Here is a 17,183-nt window from a genome sequence, read left to right on the forward strand (position 1 = left end):
CCACATCATCGACGGCCCGTCTCAGCCGACCCGCTCCGACAGTTCCGCGGCGACCTCGATATCCGCACCGGTGGCCGCCCGGACCTCGTCGACAGTCACCCCGGGCGCGGTCTCCACAAGCACCAGCCCGTTCTCGGTGATATCGAGCACCGCGATATCGCTGATGATCCGGTTCACGCAGCCCAGACCGGTCAGCGGCAGCGAACACTGTTCGACGATCTTCGGCTGTCCCGACCGGGATACATGCTCCATCATCACGATCACCCGGCGCGCACCGTGCACCAGATCCATCGCCCCGCCCATACCCTTGACCATCTTGCCCGGAATCATCCAGTTGGCCAGGTCGCCGCGGGCGCTGACCTGCATGGCACCGAGCACGGCCACATCGACCTGCCCGCCGCGGATCATGCCGAACGATTGCGCGGAGTCGAAGAACGAGGCGCCGGGCAGCACCGTGATGGTTTCCTTGCCCGCGTTGATCAGTTCGGGGTCGAGTTCCTCCTCGGTCGGGTACGGCCCGACGCCGAGCACGCCGTTCTCCGAATGCAGCACGACGGTGATGTCGTCGGGCAGATAGTTGGGTACCAGCGTCGGCATCCCGATACCGAGGTTGACGTACTGTCCGTCCTCGAGTTCGGCGGCGACACGGGCCGCCATCTGTTCGCGGGTCAGCGTCATGCGCGCACCGTCCTGTTCTCGATTCCTACTTCGACCTTGCCGACCGGCACCACTCGCTGCACCTGGATACCGGGGGTGTGCACCTGGTCGGGATCGAGCTCGCCGGGTTCCACCAGATGCTCGACCTGGGCGATGGTGATACGGCCCGCCGCGGCCGCGGGTGGGTTGAAATTGCGGGCGCTGGCGCGATAGACGAGATTGCCGTACCGATCGCCCTTCCAGGCGTGGACCAGGGCGTAATCGGTGACGATCCCGCGTTCGAGCACGTAGGTGACGCCGTCGAACTCCCGGGTCTCCTTCGGCGGGCTCGCCACCGCGACCCCACCGGCACCGTCGTACCGCAGCGGCAGACCACCCTCGGCGACCTGGGTGCCCACCCCGGCGGGGGTGAAGAACGCCGGGATACCCGCACCACCGGCGCGCATCCGCTCGGCGAGGGTGCCCTGCGGAGTCAGCTCGACCTCGAGCTCCCCCGACAGGTACTGGCGTGCGAATTCCTCGTTGGCGCCGACGTAGGAGCTGATGGTGCGGCGGATCCGGTGGGCCGCGAGTAGCACGCCGAGGCCGAAACCGTTTGTGCCGCAGTTGTTGCTGACGACCTCCAGTTCCGCGGCGCCCTGTTCGTGCAGCGCGTTGATCAGCGCTTCGGGAATGCCGACCAGCCCGAATCCACCGACGGCGAGTGACGAACCGTCGGGAATATCGGCGACCGCGTCGGCGGCTGAGGCAATGACTTTGTCCATCACGCACACCACAGTAACCGCATTTGTACGTATTGTGAACTCATGTGCGTATAGTGAACGTTGCGAGCGGTGATTGATCCGGTCACGACCGAGTTCTATGCTGTTCGCATACCGAAACAATGTCCACATCCCGAACGCGAGGTCGCGCGCATGCTCCAACTGCCACCGCGGTACCGCGGTATCGACAAGAACGAGGAAGCTCCGCTCGACTTCGCCGACTACCGCAGCACCACCCTCCGCCACCCCAAACAACCGCTGGTCCTGCTACCGCAGCGGCTCGGCGAACTCACCGGCCCGGTTCTCGGCGAGGGCCGGATCACCGCGGCGGACGCCGATCTGACCCTGGCCCGGGACGGCGAAGCACAAGGACAGCGAATAGTCGTCCACGGACAAGTCCTCGACAGCGACCGCAAACCGGTACCCGGCACACTGATCGAGATCTGGCAGGCCAATGCCGCCGGACGCTACCGGCACCAGGGCGACCAGTGGCCCGCACCGCTGGACCCCCACTTCGACGGTGTCGGCCGGGTCCTCACCGACAGCGACGGCCACTATTCCTTCACGACGATCAAACCGGGCGCCTATCCATGGGGTAACCACCACAACGCATGGCGGCCCGCGCATATCCATTTCTCCCTGTTCGGGCGCGCCTTCACCCAGCGTCTGGTCACCCAGATGTACTTTCCGGACGACCCGATGTTCTTCCAGGACCCGATCTACAACTCGGTACCCGACGGCGCCCGCCAGCGCATGATCAGCGTGTTCGACTACGGCGCCACCACCGACAACTGGGCGCTGGGTTTCCGTTTCGATATCGTGCTGCGCGGTCGCGACGCGACCCCCTTCGAAGAGGAGGACCACGACGATGAGTGAGACCGAATTCGCGCCCCGCTATCCCGTGATCCCCGGGGACTTCACCACGGTGGATTTCGGGCCGACCCCGTCGCAGACCGTCGGGCCCTACCTCCATATCGGACTCCCCTGGCCCGACGGACCCGATGTGGTCGCCCGGGGTACCGACGGATCGATAACCGTCACAGTGACGGTTATAGACGGGGGACGTAACCCCGTCCCCGACGGCCTGATCGAGATCTGGCAGGCCAACCGCGACGGCGTTTTCGAGCATCCGGACGATCCGCGCCCGCAGAACGACCCGGCATTCCGCGGCTTCGGTCGCTGCCCCCTCGACGCCACCGGAACCGCCGGCTTCACCACCGTCAAACCCGGAGCCGTCACGGCCGGTGACAATTCGACCGAGGCTCCGCATCTGAATGTGTCGGTTTTCGCGCGGGGCATGCTCAACCGGTCCATCACCCGGCTCTACTTCCCCGACGAGCAGGCCGCCAACGACACCGATCCGGTGCTGGCCGCGCTGCCGGAAGCCCAGCGGCACAAGCTGATCGCGAAGGCCACCGCCACGGGCTACCACCTGGATATCGTGCTGCAGGACGCCGACCCGGACGGCGCCGAGACGCCGTTCTTCTACCTGTAGGAGTACGCGTGCCGCGAGGAGAGCTGTTCGACCCGCTGTTCGGGGCCGCCGAACTCGGCGCCGCCCTGTCCGACCGCGCCTGGATCGGCGCCCTGGTCGAGGTGGAATGCGCCCTCGCCCGCGCCCAAGCGGTGGCCGGCGTGCTCGATGAGGGGCACGCGGAGGCCATCGACGCCGCCGGACCGGAAGTCGCCGCCACACTCGACCCCGCGGAACTCGGTGCGGCGGCGGTCGCGGGCGGTAACCCGGTGATCCCGCTGGTCGGCAGGCTGCGAAAGGCCTGCGCATCGACGGGTGTCCCCGCGGCCGCCGTCCACAAGGGCGCCACGAGCCAGGACATCCTCGACAACGCGCTGATACTGCTCGCCCGGCGCGCCGGGATCCTGATCGTCGACGATCTACGCACCGCCGCCGACGCCGCGGCGGATCTCGCGCAAACTCATCGCGGTACGCCGATGGCCGCCCGTACCCTCGGCCAGCAGGCATTGCCCACCACATTCGGCGCGCTGGCCGCCGGCTGGTGCAAGGCCCTGGACCGGGCCGCCGGAGCCGTCACCGCGGCACTCACCGACCTCCCCGTCCAATTCGGCGGGGCCGCCGGCACACTCGCCGCGCTGTATCCGCACGGACCGGCGGTCGCCGATGCGCTGGCCGCGGAACTCGGCCTGGCACCGCAGGACATACCGTGGCATACCGACCGCACCCCGATCGCCGAACTCACCACCTCACTCGGCATCGCGGCCGGAGCGGTCGGCAAGATCGCCGCCGATATCGTGGCGCTGTCGGCTACCGAGATCGGCGAGGTCACCGAGGACTCCCCGGGCGGTTCCTCGGCGATGCCGCATAAACGCAATCCGATCGCCGCGATCACCGCCCGCGCGGCCGCCCGCCGGGTACCCGGGCTGGTGGCGGATTCGCTGGGCGCGATGGATCACGAACTGCAGCGCGCGGCCGGTGCCTGGCATGCCGAATGGGAGACGGTCACCGATCTGCTGCGGATGACGGGCGGGGCCGCGCACCGGCTGGCCCAGAGTCTGACCGGTTTGCAGGTCCACCCTCTGGCGATGGCCCGCAATCTCGCGGTCACCGGGGGGCTGCTGCTCGCCGAACGCGTGACCGCGGCACTGTCCGAACATACCGAGCACGCCCGCGATATCGTCACCGCCGCCGCCACCGCACATCCGCCGGCACTGGACACCGACCCCACGATCGTCCAGTACCTGGGTGCGGAACGAGTGCGCGAATTACTCGACCCCGCAGGCTATCTGGGCCACGCTGCCGACCTGGTGACCCGGGTGCTAGACGAACGCGGCGATGCCCCGGAACACGCGCCCGGCCGGCCACCGGCCGGCGGCACACCCGAACAACCGTGACCGAGTCCTCGCGGACAGAACCATCGACGATCGAACGGAGCAAATGATATGGGTGCCACTGCGGCGGATTCGACGGTATCGGCCGTCGAACTCTCGTATCGGTCCACCGGACCGGATACCGCGCCCACCGTCGTACTGCTCGGGTCCCTCGGCTCGGACCTGTCGATGTGGGATCCGCAGGTCGCCGCGCTGACCACCGAATACGAGGTCGTCGCGGTAGATCTGCGCGGCCACGGCCGGTCCCCCGCCGGTGCCGGCGACTGCACGGTCGCCGACCTCGCCGGCGATGTGCTCGCACTGCTGGACCGCCTCGGTCGCGACCGGGTACACCTGGTCGGCCTCTCACTGGGCGGCGCCGTCGCCCAGTGGATCGCGGCCCATACCCCGGCCCGGGTCCGGACCCTGACACTGCTGTGCACCGCCGCGAAATTCGGCACCCCGCAGAGCTGGCTCGACCGGGCCACCGCGGTCCGCGCCGAGGGCACCTCGTCCATCGCCGACGCCGTGGTTGGCCGCTGGTTCACTCCCGGCCTCGCCGACCGCGATTCCGGCCTCGTCACCCGCAGCCGCGCCATGGTGGCCGCCACCTCGGACGACGGCTACGCCGCCTGCTGCGTCGCTCTCGCGCATTTCGACGGCCGCCCCGACCTCGCCCGGATCACCGCGCCCACCCTGGTGATCGCCGGCGCCCAGGACCCCGCCACGACACCCGGCGATATGCGGAACCTCGCCGACGGTATCGCGAATTCGGTTCTGCACGTGATGGATCCGGCCGCACACCTGGCCAATATCGAACAGGCCGGACCGATAACCTCGCTTATCACCGCACATATCGCCGGCCACCGCGAACGCTCCGCTGCCTTCGATCAGGGTATGCGCGTGCGCCGGGCGGTCCTGGGTGAAGCGCATGTCGACCGCGCCGTGGCGGGCACCACCGCGTTCACCGCACCGTTCCAGGATTTCATCACCCGCACCGCGTGGGGTGATATCTGGAGCCGCCCCGGCCTGGACCAGCACACCCGGCGCCTGCTCACCCTCGCCGTCCTCACCGCCGTCGGCAACCACCATGAACTGGATATGCATATCCGCGCCGCGTTGCGCGCCGGTGTCGCACCCGATGAACTCGCCGAGGTCTTCCTGCACACCGCGGTCTACGCGGGTGTGCCGAACAGTAACCTCGCCTTCGGACTCGGCAAGGCGGCGATCGCCGAGGGCCTGCTCGCCGACGGTGCACCCACCGGAGACGCAGCGCCCGAATCGGCCGAGTCCTCGAACGCAGAGGAACCACACCGACCATGACCGAACCCTCCCCCGACTATGTGCAATCACTGGGCCGCGGCCTGGCCGTCATCCGCTCCTTCGACGCCGATAACCCGCGCCGCACTCTCAGCGAGGTCGCCAAGGCCACCGACCTCACCCGCGCGACCGCCCGCCGGTTCCTGCTGACCCTGGTGGAACTCGGCTACGTCCGCACCGACGGCTCCCAGTTCTGGCTCACCCCCCGTGTGCTGGAACTCGGCTACAGCTACCTGTCCAGCCTGAGCCTGCCCGAGGTCGCGGGCCCGCACCTGGAATCACTCGCGAACCAGGTCCACGAATCGACCTCGGTCTCCATCCTCGACGGCGAGGATATCGTCTACGTCGCCCGCGTACCGGTCAGCCGGATCATGACCGTCTCGATCACCATCGGCACCCGCTTCCCCGCCTTCAGCACATCGATGGGCCGGGTGCTGCTGGCCGGTCTGCCGGAGAACGCGTTCGAGGAGTACCTGGCGAAGGTCACCTTCACTCCGCTCACCGACCGCACCGTCCTCAGCGCCGATAAGCTCCGCGAGGAGGTCCACCGGACGCGGGAAGCCGGCTACTGCCTGGTCGATCAGGAACTCGAACAGGGCCTGCGCTCGATGGCCGCGCCCATCCACGACCACACCGGCACGGTCTGCGCCGCCGTGAACATCTCCACGCACGCCGCCCGCTACACGGCCGACAGTGTCCGCACCGATCTGCTCCCGCCGCTGCTGTCCACGGCCGCCGCCATCAGCACCGATCTGGCCCGCGTCCAGACCCACGCCTGAAAACCCTGTATTACGAAGGAATCTCCATGATCGACGCTGTCATCTGCGAACCCCTGCGCACGCCGGTGGGCCGTTTCGGCGGAGTGTTCAAGGACATCGCCCCGGAAACGCTGGCCGCGACCCTGATCACCGAACTCGTCGTCCGCACCGGCCTGTCCGCCGACCAGATCGACGACGTCATCCTCGGCCAGGCCTCCCCCAACGGTGAGGCTCCCGCGATCGGCCGGGTCGCGGCCCTGGACGCCGGTCTCGGTGTGGACGTTCCCGGCCTGCAGGTGGACCGCCGCTGCGGCTCCGGATTGCAGGCCGTACTCCAAGCGTGCATGCAGGTGTCCACCGGCGGCAGCGATCTGATCCTCGCCGGGGGCGTGGAATCCATGAGCCAGGCCGAGTTCTACGCGACCGGTATGCGCTGGGGCGTCAAAGGTGAGGGCATCGCGCTCAATGACCGTCTAGCCCGTGCCCGCGTCAGCGCCGGCGGTAAGAATTTCCCGGTCCCCGGCGGCATGATCGAAACCGCCGAGAACCTGCGCGCCGAATACTCGATCAGCCGCGCCGACCAGGACGCCCTCGCGGTGCAGTCCCATCAGCGCGCGGTCGCCGCCCAGCAGTCCGGCCGATTCGCCGCAGAAATCGTCGGAGTCACTGTCCCACAGCGCAAATCGGACCCGATCACCGTCGGCACCGATGAACACCCCCGCGCCGACACCACCGTGGAAACGCTCGCGAAACTGCGCCCGATCCGCGGCAAAGCCGACCCCGAAGCCACCGTCACCGCCGGTAACGCCAGCGGCCAGAACGACGGTGCCGCCCTCTGCATCGTCACAACCCCCGAGAAAGCCGCGGCCCTCGGCCTGCGCCCACTCGCCCGCCTCGCCTCCTGGGCCGTCGCCGGGGTCCCCCCGCGCACCATGGGTATCGGCCCGGTCCCCGCGACCGAAAAAGCCCTGGGCCGTCTGGGCCTGACCCTCGACGATATGTCGGTCATCGAACTCAACGAAGCCTTCGCCGCCCAAACCCTCGCCGTCCTGCGCAACTGGAAACTCGAACCCGACGACGACCGCCTCAACCCCAACGGTTCCGGTATCTCTCTCGGCCACCCGGTCGGCGCCACCGGCGCCCGCATCCTCGCCACCCTTCTCCGCGAACTGGACCGTCGCGAAGGCCGCTACGGCCTGGAAACCATGTGCATCGGCGGCGGCCAGGGCTTGGCGGCTGTCTTCGAACGCCTGTGACCTGATCGGTTCATTCGCCGACGTGCCGGGAGTGCCGGATACCGTACGCACCGCGCGGAACCATACCGCTGCCGGTCAGCAGTTCCGCGAGCTCGGTGATCGCCTGCCACGGTCGCTCGCGCCATACCTTTTCGCGGGTAAGGTGCGGGATCACGATCACGTCGGCATCGTGTTCCAGTACATGCTGTATCGCGATCAGCGTCCCGAGCTTCGGCCCGGCGTCCGTGACCACCGTGTACACGACCTCCAGGACATGCGCCACGATGAGCCGTTCGAGTTCCAGACCGTCGAACTCGCTCTGGCGCAACACAATCGCGCGCCGCGTACCACGCGGGGTTGTGGTCACGGTCGCGCCTTCGCCGTGTAATCGAGCGCCGCTCGGTAGCGCGGGCAGCGGTGGCCGGCGTGGGCGGCCAGCACCTGGTGCGCGTGGGCGTATCCCCTGATCAGATCCTGGTTTGCGCAGTACGCTGTGGGGTGGTCGAGCGTGCGTAGTCCGTCGGCGATGCGCCGCAGAAACCTCGGGTCATCGGTGATCCAGGTCCTCCCGGCGTGCAGGAGCTGCAATGTCGCTGCCATGGCCCGGTTTCCGGGGGCTCGGACAGGCAGGGCGCGGGTCTCTGTCATCGGAATACTCGGCTTTCGGTGGAATGGGTTGCCGGGATGCACTGCGCCGGGCGCTGTCGTAGCGGGTCCCGAGTCGAGGACTGTTGGTGATAGGCCCGGCAGCCGAGGTGGCATCTCACCGTTTCCGCGTGATCTTCTGGTGACTCGCGGTAATCTCTCGAATCAGTCGCACCTGGGATGGGGATCTTGTGGGCGGCTTGTTGATCCGAGGTTCCCGGCTGTCGGGTAAACCCAGCACATCACCGGACAACAGCTGCCACAACCGCACTCTGCATTTGCGGAGAAAGCTTTTCCAAAGGGCCAGAGCGGCTTTCACAGACATACCGAAGCTCTTGCCGTGTGCAAACGACCATCACATCGAATGCAAAGCGAGGAAACCCCGTGCCAGAAGACAACTCGACCACCCTCCCGCGCCGCCAACTCGGGCGATACCTCCGGGAAGCCCGCGAAGCGGTGAATATGAACCTCGAAGACGTCGCGCCGCTCTTACAGCTCTCGGTCAGTACGCTCTCCCGCGCCGAGCGCGGATTGACCGGCATCCGCGTACCCGATGTCGAAGCCCTCTGCCGCATCTACGGCATCGACGATCCCGGAGTGGTCGCGGCCCTGGTCGGCCTGGCCAAACAGGCGACGGTCAAGAACTGGTGGCAGGAGTTCGACGATGTCATGTTCCAAGGCTTCAATGTGTACGTCGGACTCGAGTCCTCGGCCAAACAGTTGACCATCTACCAGCCGAGCGTAGTGCCCGGCCTGTTCCAGATCCCCGACTACGCTCGCGTGATCGAACGCGGCTACCTACCGGACGAGACCGAAGAGGCGCGGGACAGGCGCATCCAACTCAGGACAAGACGTCAGGCACTGATCACTCGCCGGACCAAACCCGCACACGTGGACCTCGTAGTGCATGAATCGGTCCTGCGCACTGTTGTCGGAGGTTCGAAAGTGATGCGAGCGCAGCTGAACCATTTGGCGAATATGCCCGCCAACGTGACGGTGTCCGTACTTCCCTTCACGGCCGGGTTTCCCGCCGGTATCCCGACCGGACCGTTCATAATCCTGGAATTCGGCCGGGATGCCCGGGGACGAGAGGTCTCGCCCACGGTCGTCTACATCGAGTCCTACGCAGGCGATATGTATCTGGAGCGAGTCAAGGATGTGAGCCGGTATCGTCACGCCTACGACGTCATCCGGCAATCGTCGCTCGACGTTGCAGCCAGCAAGAGCCTGATAAGGCAGATATCAGCCAGGGAGTACTCAGCATGAACATCGACCTGTCCACGGCCCGGTGGTTCAAATCGAGCCGCAGCGGAGGCGGCAAGGAGTGCGTGGAAGCCGCCTTCCTCGACGGCGGCATGGTCGGTATCCGTGACTCGAAGAACCCGACCGGCCCCGCCCTGGTCTTCACACCGTCCGAATGGGATGCCTTCACCGCCGCCCTCCAGAGCGGCACGCCTCGTCCTGCCTGAGGCACAACCCACGGTCCGGCATCGCGCGGTGCAGCGGTCTCGTTTTCCACCAGCTCGTGACGAGACCTCTACCCATCGACGCCGACTGAACAGGTCCACGACGGCGGCTCGGGGTCTCGCCCGGCTTGCTCACTCCGGCCCTGCCGACCCGCTCTCCTCGCGCGTCGTCCATTCGCAGCGTGATACGCCTGACGCAACCGAGAGGAGAGGTCCTGCACTCAGAAGACCAGATTGTCTGCGAATGGAAGACTAACCGGCTTGAATACAACGCTGACCAGCTTGTTTCTGCTAGCGTGGGGCCACCTGACGAAGTGGAGAGATCCATGGTGCGGTCCAGCTTCCTCCGTATGGGCATCGGCGCGGCCGTCGCGGCTTTCGTGCTGGCCCTGATCGCTGCGATCTACCCGGCGGCGGCCACCGCCCAGGACATCCGGACGCCGATCGCCCTCTCCGCGACGGTTTCGGGCACCACCGTCGACTACCGGGTGGACAATGTCCCCAACCGCCGGGACACCTTCCCGGTCGTCCGGGGTGAATGCACCACCGTCCTGGTGAACACGGCCGTCGCCGCGCCCATCCTGGCTCCCGCCGCGGTCGATACTCTCAGCGGTCGCGAATCCGATACCTTCGAACTGCTGCAGCGCCTGATCACCGACGGCGCCGTCACCGCCGGACCGCGGATCCAGTTCGCTTCCTCGACCGGGCAGGTCACCGGATCGTTCACCGATATCGCGCCCGGGGTCTATCTGGTGGCGACGGTCGGCAATATCAGCCCGATCCGCGGCGAGTTCCGGCCCGAACTGCTCGATATCGTCCCCGTGATCGTCACCGGCGCGCATTCGGATTCCGCGACGACAGCTCCGTAAGCCGGTGCAATATCCGGGATCTCATTCTTCAAGCGGGTTCTCCCACGAAATTGATCTCGGAAAACCGATTGACCGGCCTGAGACGATATAAGCATCACGGAGACAAGATCTCCGCGAATATCCGAGCTAGTGGTAGCGGCCCGGTCTCCAAAACCGTCGCCCGCGGGTTCGACTCCTGCCGGATATGCGATATCGCCGGGACCGGTCCCGGCGACGGAATCCCGGGTCGCTCCCGGGGACATAGCGGTGTAGCGCAGTTAGGCAGCGCGGCGGGCTCATAATCCGCAGGCCGTGGGTTCGAATCCCACCACCGCAACTATCCGGTTGAGCACATGGCGTGCGGGGAGGCTGTAATCCTCCTGCCTTCGGGTATCGGTGGTTCGATTCCATCCGGCCGGACGGAAGCCCTTCTACCCCGATCGGCAGAGGGACCGGATTCAAAATCCGGTGGTTGCGCGTTCGAATCGCGCGAAGGGCATACTCCTGTAGCCCAATTGGCAGAGGCGGCGGTTTCAGGCACCGTTGGTTGGGGGTTCGAATCCCTCCGGGAGTACCGACGCGAATCGAACAATGGCGGCGCTATCCGGTCGACCGACCGCGCGTACTCTGCCCCAGCGCGTCGCGCACGACCCGCCGGATCAATTCGTTCACGTCGGTGCCCGGGGCGGCGAGCTGCAGCGCGCCCGTGGTCGAGAGGACCGCGATTCCGTGGATCCCGGCCCAGAGGGCCGTGGCGGTGGTGATCGGATCGCGGTCGCGGTCGCGGTCGCGGTGGGCCGTACCGATGCTCGCGACCAGACCGTCGAAGAGCGGTTTGGACACCGTGCGCAAACCCATCCCGGATCCCTCGAGCAGATCATGACGGAAGATCAGCGTGAACATCGCGGGCCGCGCCCGGGCGAATTCGACGTAGGCCGAGGCGACGGCGGTGATATCTGTGCCGTCCGCTTCGCCCAGGGCGCGGGCGAGATCGCGCAATCCGTCGTCGGCGATCGTGGCCAGCAGTGTCTTGTGAGTGGGGAACCAGCGCCGGGGCGCACCGTGCGAGACGCCGGCCCGGCGGGCGATCTCCCGCAGACCGATATCGGTCGAACCGGTTTCCTCCAGCAGTTCTATACCGGCCGCCACCAGCGCCTCGCGTGTTCCGGAAACAGTCACGTGGACATTGTGCGGCACCATCGGGTAGACAGTGTCTATGCCCTCGTTGTGGAGCACTCTCTGCTACCGCCTGTGCCGCCACGTCCTCATCGGTCCCGGGCTCCGGCTGCTCGGCCGCCCGAAAGTCCACGGCCGCGAACATCTCCCCCGGAGGGGCGCGTTCATCGTCGCGGCGAACCATCTCGCCGTTCTCGATTCCTTCTATCTGACCTGGGCGTTACGCAGGCAGGTGTTCTTCCTCGCGAAGTCCGACTACTTCGACCGGCCCGGATTCAGGGGCCGGTTCCAGCGGATATTCTTCCGGGCGGTCGGCCAGATCCGGGTCGATCGCCGGGGCGGGCAGCGCGCGTCCGCGGCCCTCGACGCCGCTACCGGCATCATCGACGCCGGCCGGGTGTGGGGAATCCACCCGGAAGGCACACGGTCACCGGATGGCCGCCTCTACCGCGGCCGGACCGGCGCGGTTCGGGTCGCGATGGCGACCGGGGTCCCGTTGATCCCGGTCGCCATCACCGGGACTCGCCCCGACCCGGCCACACCGTGGTGGCGGCGCCGGGTCGTGGTGCGAATCCTCGCGCCGCTCGACCTCGAACCGTTCACCCGGTCCGGGGCGCACGACGCGCGGGCCGCGACCGATTCGCTCATGCGGCAGATCGCCGCCCGGTCCGGCCAGCAGTATGTCGACCGGTACGCCAAGAGTTGGTCCGGCAGCCCGGACGAGCTCGCCGCGTGAGACCTGGTTCCCCGGCCACTTCGGCGAATTTCGCGGCGTAGACGTGTCCGGGAGGTCGCACCGATACCTACGGGCCGAGCTCCTAACGAGCCCGGCTGTGGGTCAGATGACACCGTGCAGGGGCGGTGGAGTTCCGTGCAACAGCGTGCGGCCGATGTTCTGGTACTTCCAGCGGACCGGGTCGTGCAGCGTGTGGGTACGGGCGTTGCGCCAGAAATGACTCAAGTTGAGTGTGTCTGCCGCACTGCGTGTTCCACTCACTTCGAACAGCGCACTGGAGATCTCCGTGGCGGCGCGGTCGGCGAGAACCTTCGCGGTGGCGACCGCGATCGAAGCATCGGCCACGCGCTCCGGCGCGCCGAGCGCACCATCTACCGCGGCCCCGGCCGTGACCAGGGTTGATTCGGCGGCCGCGAGTGTGACCGCGAGTTCGCCGAAGCGCTGGATCACGAGGGGATCATCGATCGCCCGGGTCACCTGGGCCTCGAACCAGGGCCGGCTCTTGTCACGGACGAAAGCGGTGGCCGCGGTGAGCGCGCCGCGCGCGATCCCGGTATCGATCGCGGCGTGGAGTAGCTGGGCGGAGGCGCCGTAGGCGGTCGGCGCGTCGACGGCGGCACTGCGGGGCACGAGCTGCGCACGTTCCACCGCCACCCCCTCGAACGCCACCGTTCCACTGCCGGTCGTCCGCTGCCCGAATCCGTTCCAGTCGTCGACGATCCGGACACCCGGCGCGTTCGCCGGTAGGAAGGCCACGTACTGGCCGGGTGGCAGCCCGGTTCGGCCGGTGGGGTCGTCGAGCCTGGTGAGCACGGCCAGGGTGTCCGCGAACAGCGATCCGGTGCAGTAGTACTTCACGCCGTCGATCCGGAATCGCTGGCCACCTTCGATCGGGGAGACGGTGGTGGCGATATCGGAGATAGTCGCGCCGCCGCGCTCGGATTGCGCGTTGGCGATCTGTCCGCCGTCCAGTACCGCGGTCAGATAGCGGTGCCGCTGGCTCTCGCTGCCGGCCAGCTTCAGCAGGTTCACGTAGACGAAGTGGCTGTGCGGGATCTGCGCGATATTGGGGTCCGCGGTGGCGAGTAGCCGCACTATTTCCGCGACCTCGCTGGGTGGCAGGTCCGCACCGCCCAGTTCGGCGGGGACGGTGACCGCGAGCAGCCCGCTCGCGGCGAGCTGCCCGATCTCGCCGACCGGCAGCTCCCGTTCCGCGTCGCGCCGGGCCGCGTCGAGCGCGAATTCGGCCGCGAGCTGCCCGGCGACCTCGCGGGCCTGCTCCGCGGAAGTGATCCGAGCGGCCCCGACGGCGGTCATCGGCTCGCCGCTTCGGCGGGGCGCCGGGCGGCCTCCAGTTCCCGGACCAGCGGCAGAACCTTCGCACCGAAGTATTCGATTTCTTCCTGGAAGTGCAGGAAGCCGCCGAGGATGAGGTCGACGCCGAGGTCGCGGTAGGCGACGATGCGCTCGGCGATCTGTTCCGGGGTGCCGATGAGCTGACTGCGGAATCCGTCGTTGTACTGGACCAGATCCTCGAAACTCGAATCCGCCCACATCCCTTTACCGTCCCGTGTGGACGCGCCCGCCTGCTGGACCGCGTCCCGGAAACCCTCGACCGCGGGCTTGTTCGCTTTGTCGATGATCTCGCGCAGGGTGTCGCGGGCTTCCTTCTCGGTATCGCGGGCGATGATGAAACTGTTCAGCCCGAACCGTGTTTCGCGGTTGTGGGCACGGGCGACGGCGCGCAGATCGTCGAGCTGTTCGGTGACCCCGTCGAAATCCTTACCGTTGGAGAAGTACCAGTCGGCGTAGCGGCCGCCGTTGCGGCGGGCGGCGGAGGAGTTGCCGCCCTGGAACAGTTCCGGGTTCGGCCGTTCGGGCGTGTTCAGGGGTTTCGGTTTGAGGGTGAAATCGCGGATGCGGTAGAAATCGCCGCCGTAGTTCACCTCGTCCTCGGTCCAGATCTTGCGGATCACCTCGAGGAATTCCGCGCTGCGCCGGTAGCGCTCGTCGTGTTCCAGCCACGGCTCACCGAGGGCGGTGAATTCGCCGGCGAACCAGCCCGACACCACATTGATGGCGAACCGTCCCCCCGACAGATGGTCGGCGGTGGCACCGAATTTCGCCAGTACCGCGGGATGCCACAGCCCGGGATGTACCGCCGCGATCACCGTCAGCCGTTCGGTGGCGCCCAGCAGGGCCAGACTGAACGAGGTCGATTCGTGCTGGAATTCGGCGCCGTAGGAGGCGGTGTAGCGCACCTGGGAGAGCGCGTAGTCGAAACCGTTGCGTTCGGCGGTCTGCGCGAGTTTCTTGTTGTACTCGAAATCCCAGCTGGTGCGCTGTTCGATATCGCTGGTCACCAGACCGCCACTGACGTTGGGTACCCAGTAGGCGAACCGGATCTGGTCGGTGGTCTTCTCGGTACTCATCGAGCTCCTTCGGACTGGTACATGCGGTCCGCGGAGGCCGCAGCGAAGGCGGAGGTCTCGCGATATCGCTGCTCCCGCTGCCGGCCGTGGACGTGTTGTCTGGACGCCGAATGCGGTGGAGCGTGCACCCGGCGCGGCCCCCAGTTCACCAGCGCGGTCCGGGGTGGACGAGGGTTTGAATCCGGACGATCGCATTCCGGCCGGCACCCCGCCGCGACCCGCGCACACCGATGCCCGGCGGTATCCGGCCGGGCATCGGCACGTGGCACGTTTTCCGCGGGCGGTCAGGCGCTGGTGGTGGCAGCCCCGTACTGCGACCTGCTGAAACGTCCGACGGGCTGGAAGCGGCCCAGCACGGCGGCCGCATCCTCACCGGTGACCTGCGTGATGAGATCGTGCGCGTCCGCCACCGAGTTCACCGAGTGCACGGCTTGCGGGCGGTGCAGTGTGCCCACAACCGCGGAGGCGAACCCCGGATCCACTGCCGCCGCACTGAAGAATTGCCCGCCGATCTCGGCGAATTCGGGATCACTGAGGAACAGCCGGGTGACCTTCGCCGCGTCCTCCGCGCGGGCCGCCAGAAATGCCTCGTACTGCTCGGTGATCCACGCGGCGTCGAACGCACCTTGGTGACCTGCGGCCGCGGCGACCAGTCGCTGCGCCTGGATCAGCCCGGACTGTGCGCCCTGCCCGGCGATGGGGTCGTAGGCGACGGCGGTATCCCCCAGCGCCGCGACCGGATGCCCGCCCGAGGTGTGACCGACCCCGGCCCGGAACAGCGGCCGGACCGCACCCTTCAACCACGAATGCGGATCCTCGGCGATCACCTTGGTGGCGAGCACTTCGGGCAGGTCCCAGTCGAGGTAGTCCCGGTACAGCTCGGTCACGATACGGTGCGCCGATTCCGCCGAATCCGCCGCGGCGAAACGTTTCTCCCAGTCGCTGCCCGGACGCGCCCAGCCGAGGAACGCCCAGCTCGGACCCACATCCTTGTGCAGGTACGGACCCCACCAGGCTTCACCCTGTTCGGCGACGATGGAGAAGCCGCTGCGGCCGCCACCGGCCGGGCTGCGGTGGGCGAAAACCGATTCGTCGTGGCCGAGACCGGTCACCGTGACGGTCAGCAGGCTGCGCTGCGGGGCGTCGTAGACGGTGCGGGTCTCGTCGATCGGGAACAGCTGCGACAGTCCGCCGCGCCCGGTGGCGACGAGGGTGAGGTCGTTATCGGCGGCGATCGGGTCGAGCCGTTCCGGGGTCACCGCGTCGACGACGAAGCGGCCGCCGCGTTCCAGGAAGGTGGTGAGCCGTTCGTCGGCCTTGAGCCGGGTATCGACGGCCAGACCGTGGTAGCCGTCGAAGGCACCGTCGAATTCGATGAGCTCGTCGCCACCGCCGGCGATGCGGACGGTGAGCCCGCTGTGCAGGGGCGCGCGGTCGAGGTAGGTGGGCAGACCGAGCGCCTCTTCGGCGGCCTGGGCTTCGCCGAAGATCAGCGCCGTGCCGGTGGCGGGTACGGAGTCGCGTAAACCGCGCTGGTCGCGGTCGCTGTAGAGGGTGACCACGAATCCGGCGTCGAGCAGTCCGAGCGCCGCGGTGACGCCGGCCTGTCCCGCGCCGATCACGGCCGCTGTGCGGGTGGATGTGTTCTGGGTTGTCATGGCGCCATGGTCCCGACCACCGCGTCCCGGCTGCAGGGTTACGCTCACCGCGAGTTGATGGCGAAAAGTATTGAGATGTTTCGATTTTCGACAGACCTACCGAGAGCGGGCAGCGCGGGCCGCCGGATGGCCCCGATTACCATCCGGTCATGACGTTCGATCTCGTCCCACTGACCGGCGACCGCACCGACCAGTACCGGCAACTCACCGACCAGGCCGCGGCGCTGGTCTCCGGCGAACCCGACCGGATCGCCAACGCCGCGAACCTCAGCGCCCTGCTCTACCACTCGCTACCGGAGGTGAACTGGGCCGGTTTCTACTTCCACGACGGACACGAACTCGTGGTCGGCCCCTTCCAGGGCAAACCGGCGTGCGTGCGGATCGCGCTCGGCGCGGGTGTCTGCGGCACCGCCGCACACACCCGCCGCACCCAGCTGGTTCGCGATGTCCACACCTTCCCGGGCCATATCGCCTGCGACGCCGATACCCGTTCGGAGATCGTGGTGCCGCTGGTCCGCGCCGATACTCTGGTCGGCGTCCTCGACCTCGACAGCCCCAGCCCCGCCCGGTTCGACGACACCGACCGCCGCGGCCTCGAGGCCGTCGCGGAAGTCTTCGTGAACTCGCTGACCACCTCCTGACTCCCG

19 protein-coding genes and 4 tRNA genes are annotated in these 17,183 nt (G+C 67.6%); 15 read left to right on the forward strand and 8 right to left on the reverse strand.

The genetic code is table 11. The annotated features are described in order from the left end of the window. Positions 1-21: 21 nt before the first annotated feature. Positions 22-678 carry a CoA transferase subunit B gene (locus ABZ827_RS23180; RefSeq protein WP_357240161.1) on the reverse strand — a complete coding sequence of 219 codons (657 nt, stop codon included), beginning with the start codon at positions 676-678 and terminating at the stop codon, positions 22-24. Beyond that, positions 675-1,421 (reverse strand): CoA transferase subunit A, encoded by a 747-nt coding sequence (locus tag ABZ827_RS23185; RefSeq protein ID WP_357240388.1) that lies wholly within the window; start codon positions 1,419-1,421, stop codon positions 675-677. The genes ABZ827_RS23180 and ABZ827_RS23185 overlap by 4 nt, the downstream gene beginning before the upstream one ends. A 150-nt stretch (positions 1,422-1,571) precedes the next feature. Between ABZ827_RS23185 and pcaH the strand changes: the two genes are divergently transcribed. Genes pcaH through ABZ827_RS23215 form a run of 6 tightly spaced genes read left to right on the forward strand, consistent with a single transcriptional unit; the run spans position 1,572 to position 7,596 of the window. Further along, positions 1,572-2,294, forward strand: coding sequence for a protocatechuate 3,4-dioxygenase subunit beta (pcaH, locus tag ABZ827_RS23190; protein ID WP_357240164.1), 723 nt, complete (start codon positions 1,572-1,574; stop codon positions 2,292-2,294). After that, the gene (gene pcaG / locus ABZ827_RS23195; protein WP_357240167.1) at positions 2,287-2,913 is read left to right on the forward strand and encodes a protocatechuate 3,4-dioxygenase subunit alpha; all 627 of its coding nucleotides are present in this window, start codon (positions 2,287-2,289) and stop codon (positions 2,911-2,913) included. The genes pcaH and pcaG overlap by 8 nt, the downstream gene beginning before the upstream one ends. A gap of 8 nt (positions 2,914-2,921) precedes the next feature. Further along, entirely contained in the window at positions 2,922-4,286 is a 1,365-nt protein-coding gene (gene pcaB, locus ABZ827_RS23200; RefSeq protein ID WP_357240170.1) for a 3-carboxy-cis,cis-muconate cycloisomerase, read from the forward strand. A 48-nt stretch (positions 4,287-4,334) separates the two neighbouring features. Further along, entirely contained in the window at positions 4,335-5,585 is a 1,251-nt protein-coding gene (pcaD, locus tag ABZ827_RS23205) for a 3-oxoadipate enol-lactonase (protein WP_357240173.1), read from the forward strand. Then, complete coding sequence (locus tag ABZ827_RS23210) at positions 5,582-6,361, forward strand: IclR family transcriptional regulator (protein ID WP_357240175.1); 780 nt, start codon at positions 5,582-5,584, stop codon at positions 6,359-6,361. Before pcaD ends, ABZ827_RS23210 begins: the two co-directional genes overlap by 4 nt. Before the next feature lie 26 nt (positions 6,362-6,387). Further along, complete coding sequence (locus ABZ827_RS23215) at positions 6,388-7,596, forward strand: acetyl-CoA C-acetyltransferase (protein ID WP_357240178.1); 1,209 nt, start codon at positions 6,388-6,390, stop codon at positions 7,594-7,596. A 10-nt stretch (positions 7,597-7,606) separates the two neighbouring features. Here the strand turns inward: ABZ827_RS23215 and ABZ827_RS23220 are convergent, their stop codons facing one another. Together ABZ827_RS23220 and ABZ827_RS23225 are read right to left on the reverse strand one after the other, a co-directional pair. Next, positions 7,607-7,942 (reverse strand): hypothetical protein, encoded by a 336-nt coding sequence (locus ABZ827_RS23220; protein WP_357240181.1) that lies wholly within the window; start codon positions 7,940-7,942, stop codon positions 7,607-7,609. Further along, on the reverse strand, positions 7,939-8,175 hold the full coding sequence (locus tag ABZ827_RS23225) for a hypothetical protein (RefSeq protein WP_357240184.1): 237 nt from the start codon (positions 8,173-8,175) through the stop codon (positions 7,939-7,941). The genes ABZ827_RS23220 and ABZ827_RS23225 overlap by 4 nt, the downstream gene beginning before the upstream one ends. 429 nt (positions 8,176-8,604) lie before the next feature. Here ABZ827_RS23225 and ABZ827_RS23230 point away from each other — a divergent pair, with 429 nt between their 5' ends. From ABZ827_RS23230 to ABZ827_RS23260, 7 genes are all read left to right on the forward strand, one after another. After that, the gene (locus ABZ827_RS23230) at positions 8,605-9,486 is read left to right on the forward strand and encodes a helix-turn-helix transcriptional regulator (RefSeq protein ID WP_357240187.1); all 882 of its coding nucleotides are present in this window, start codon (positions 8,605-8,607) and stop codon (positions 9,484-9,486) included. Next, positions 9,483-9,689 carry a DUF397 domain-containing protein gene (locus ABZ827_RS23235; protein WP_357240190.1) on the forward strand — a complete coding sequence of 69 codons (207 nt, stop codon included), beginning with the start codon at positions 9,483-9,485 and terminating at the stop codon, positions 9,687-9,689. Before ABZ827_RS23230 ends, ABZ827_RS23235 begins: the two co-directional genes overlap by 4 nt. A gap of 323 nt (positions 9,690-10,012) precedes the next feature. Next, positions 10,013-10,555 carry a hypothetical protein gene (locus ABZ827_RS23240; protein WP_357240193.1) on the forward strand — a complete coding sequence of 181 codons (543 nt, stop codon included), beginning with the start codon at positions 10,013-10,015 and terminating at the stop codon, positions 10,553-10,555. Between the two features lie 117 nt (positions 10,556-10,672). Continuing rightward, positions 10,673-10,742, forward strand: a tRNA-Trp gene (locus tag ABZ827_RS23245). Positions 10,743-10,797: 55 nt separating this feature from the next. Next, positions 10,798-10,871: transfer RNA gene (locus ABZ827_RS23250), tRNA-Met, on the forward strand. Between the two features lie 88 nt (positions 10,872-10,959). Then, positions 10,960-11,033 (forward strand) — tRNA-Leu (locus ABZ827_RS23255). A gap of 1 nt (position 11,034) precedes the next feature. Continuing rightward, positions 11,035-11,108: transfer RNA gene (locus ABZ827_RS23260), tRNA-Leu, on the forward strand. 26 nt (positions 11,109-11,134) lie between these two features. Here the strand turns inward: ABZ827_RS23260 and ABZ827_RS23265 are convergent. Then, the gene (locus tag ABZ827_RS23265) at positions 11,135-11,713 is read right to left on the reverse strand and encodes a TetR/AcrR family transcriptional regulator (protein ID WP_357240196.1); all 579 of its coding nucleotides are present in this window, start codon (positions 11,711-11,713) and stop codon (positions 11,135-11,137) included. Between the two features lie 37 nt (positions 11,714-11,750). On the opposite strand from ABZ827_RS23265, the gene ABZ827_RS23270 reads away from it, so the two are divergent. Beyond that, complete coding sequence (locus ABZ827_RS23270; protein ID WP_357240199.1) at positions 11,751-12,446, forward strand: lysophospholipid acyltransferase family protein; 696 nt, start codon at positions 11,751-11,753, stop codon at positions 12,444-12,446. A gap of 102 nt (positions 12,447-12,548) precedes the next feature. Here ABZ827_RS23270 and ABZ827_RS23275 read toward each other — a convergent pair whose 3' ends face one another. The 3 genes from ABZ827_RS23275 to ABZ827_RS23285 all read right to left on the reverse strand — a co-directional run bounded on the left by ABZ827_RS23275 (position 12,549) and on the right by ABZ827_RS23285 (position 16,536). Then, the gene (locus tag ABZ827_RS23275) at positions 12,549-13,763 is read right to left on the reverse strand and encodes an SfnB family sulfur acquisition oxidoreductase (RefSeq protein ID WP_357240202.1); all 1,215 of its coding nucleotides are present in this window, start codon (positions 13,761-13,763) and stop codon (positions 12,549-12,551) included. Then, positions 13,760-14,878, reverse strand: coding sequence for a dimethylsulfone monooxygenase SfnG (gene sfnG / locus ABZ827_RS23280; protein ID WP_357240205.1), 1,119 nt, complete (start codon positions 14,876-14,878; stop codon positions 13,760-13,762). Before sfnG ends, ABZ827_RS23275 begins: the two co-directional genes overlap by 4 nt. A 284-nt stretch (positions 14,879-15,162) precedes the next feature. Next, the gene (locus ABZ827_RS23285) at positions 15,163-16,536 is read right to left on the reverse strand and encodes a styrene monooxygenase/indole monooxygenase family protein (RefSeq protein WP_357240208.1); all 1,374 of its coding nucleotides are present in this window, start codon (positions 16,534-16,536) and stop codon (positions 15,163-15,165) included. A gap of 149 nt (positions 16,537-16,685) precedes the next feature. Here ABZ827_RS23285 and ABZ827_RS23290 point away from each other — a divergent pair, with 149 nt between their 5' ends. Then, positions 16,686-17,177 (forward strand): GAF domain-containing protein, encoded by a 492-nt coding sequence (locus ABZ827_RS23290; RefSeq protein ID WP_357240211.1) that lies wholly within the window; start codon positions 16,686-16,688, stop codon positions 17,175-17,177. Positions 17,178-17,183 lie beyond the last annotated feature (6 nt).

The organism is Nocardia sp. NPDC019395 (assembly GCF_040632335.1).
In the GTDB taxonomy this organism is placed as follows: domain Bacteria; phylum Actinomycetota; class Actinomycetes; order Mycobacteriales; family Mycobacteriaceae; genus Nocardia.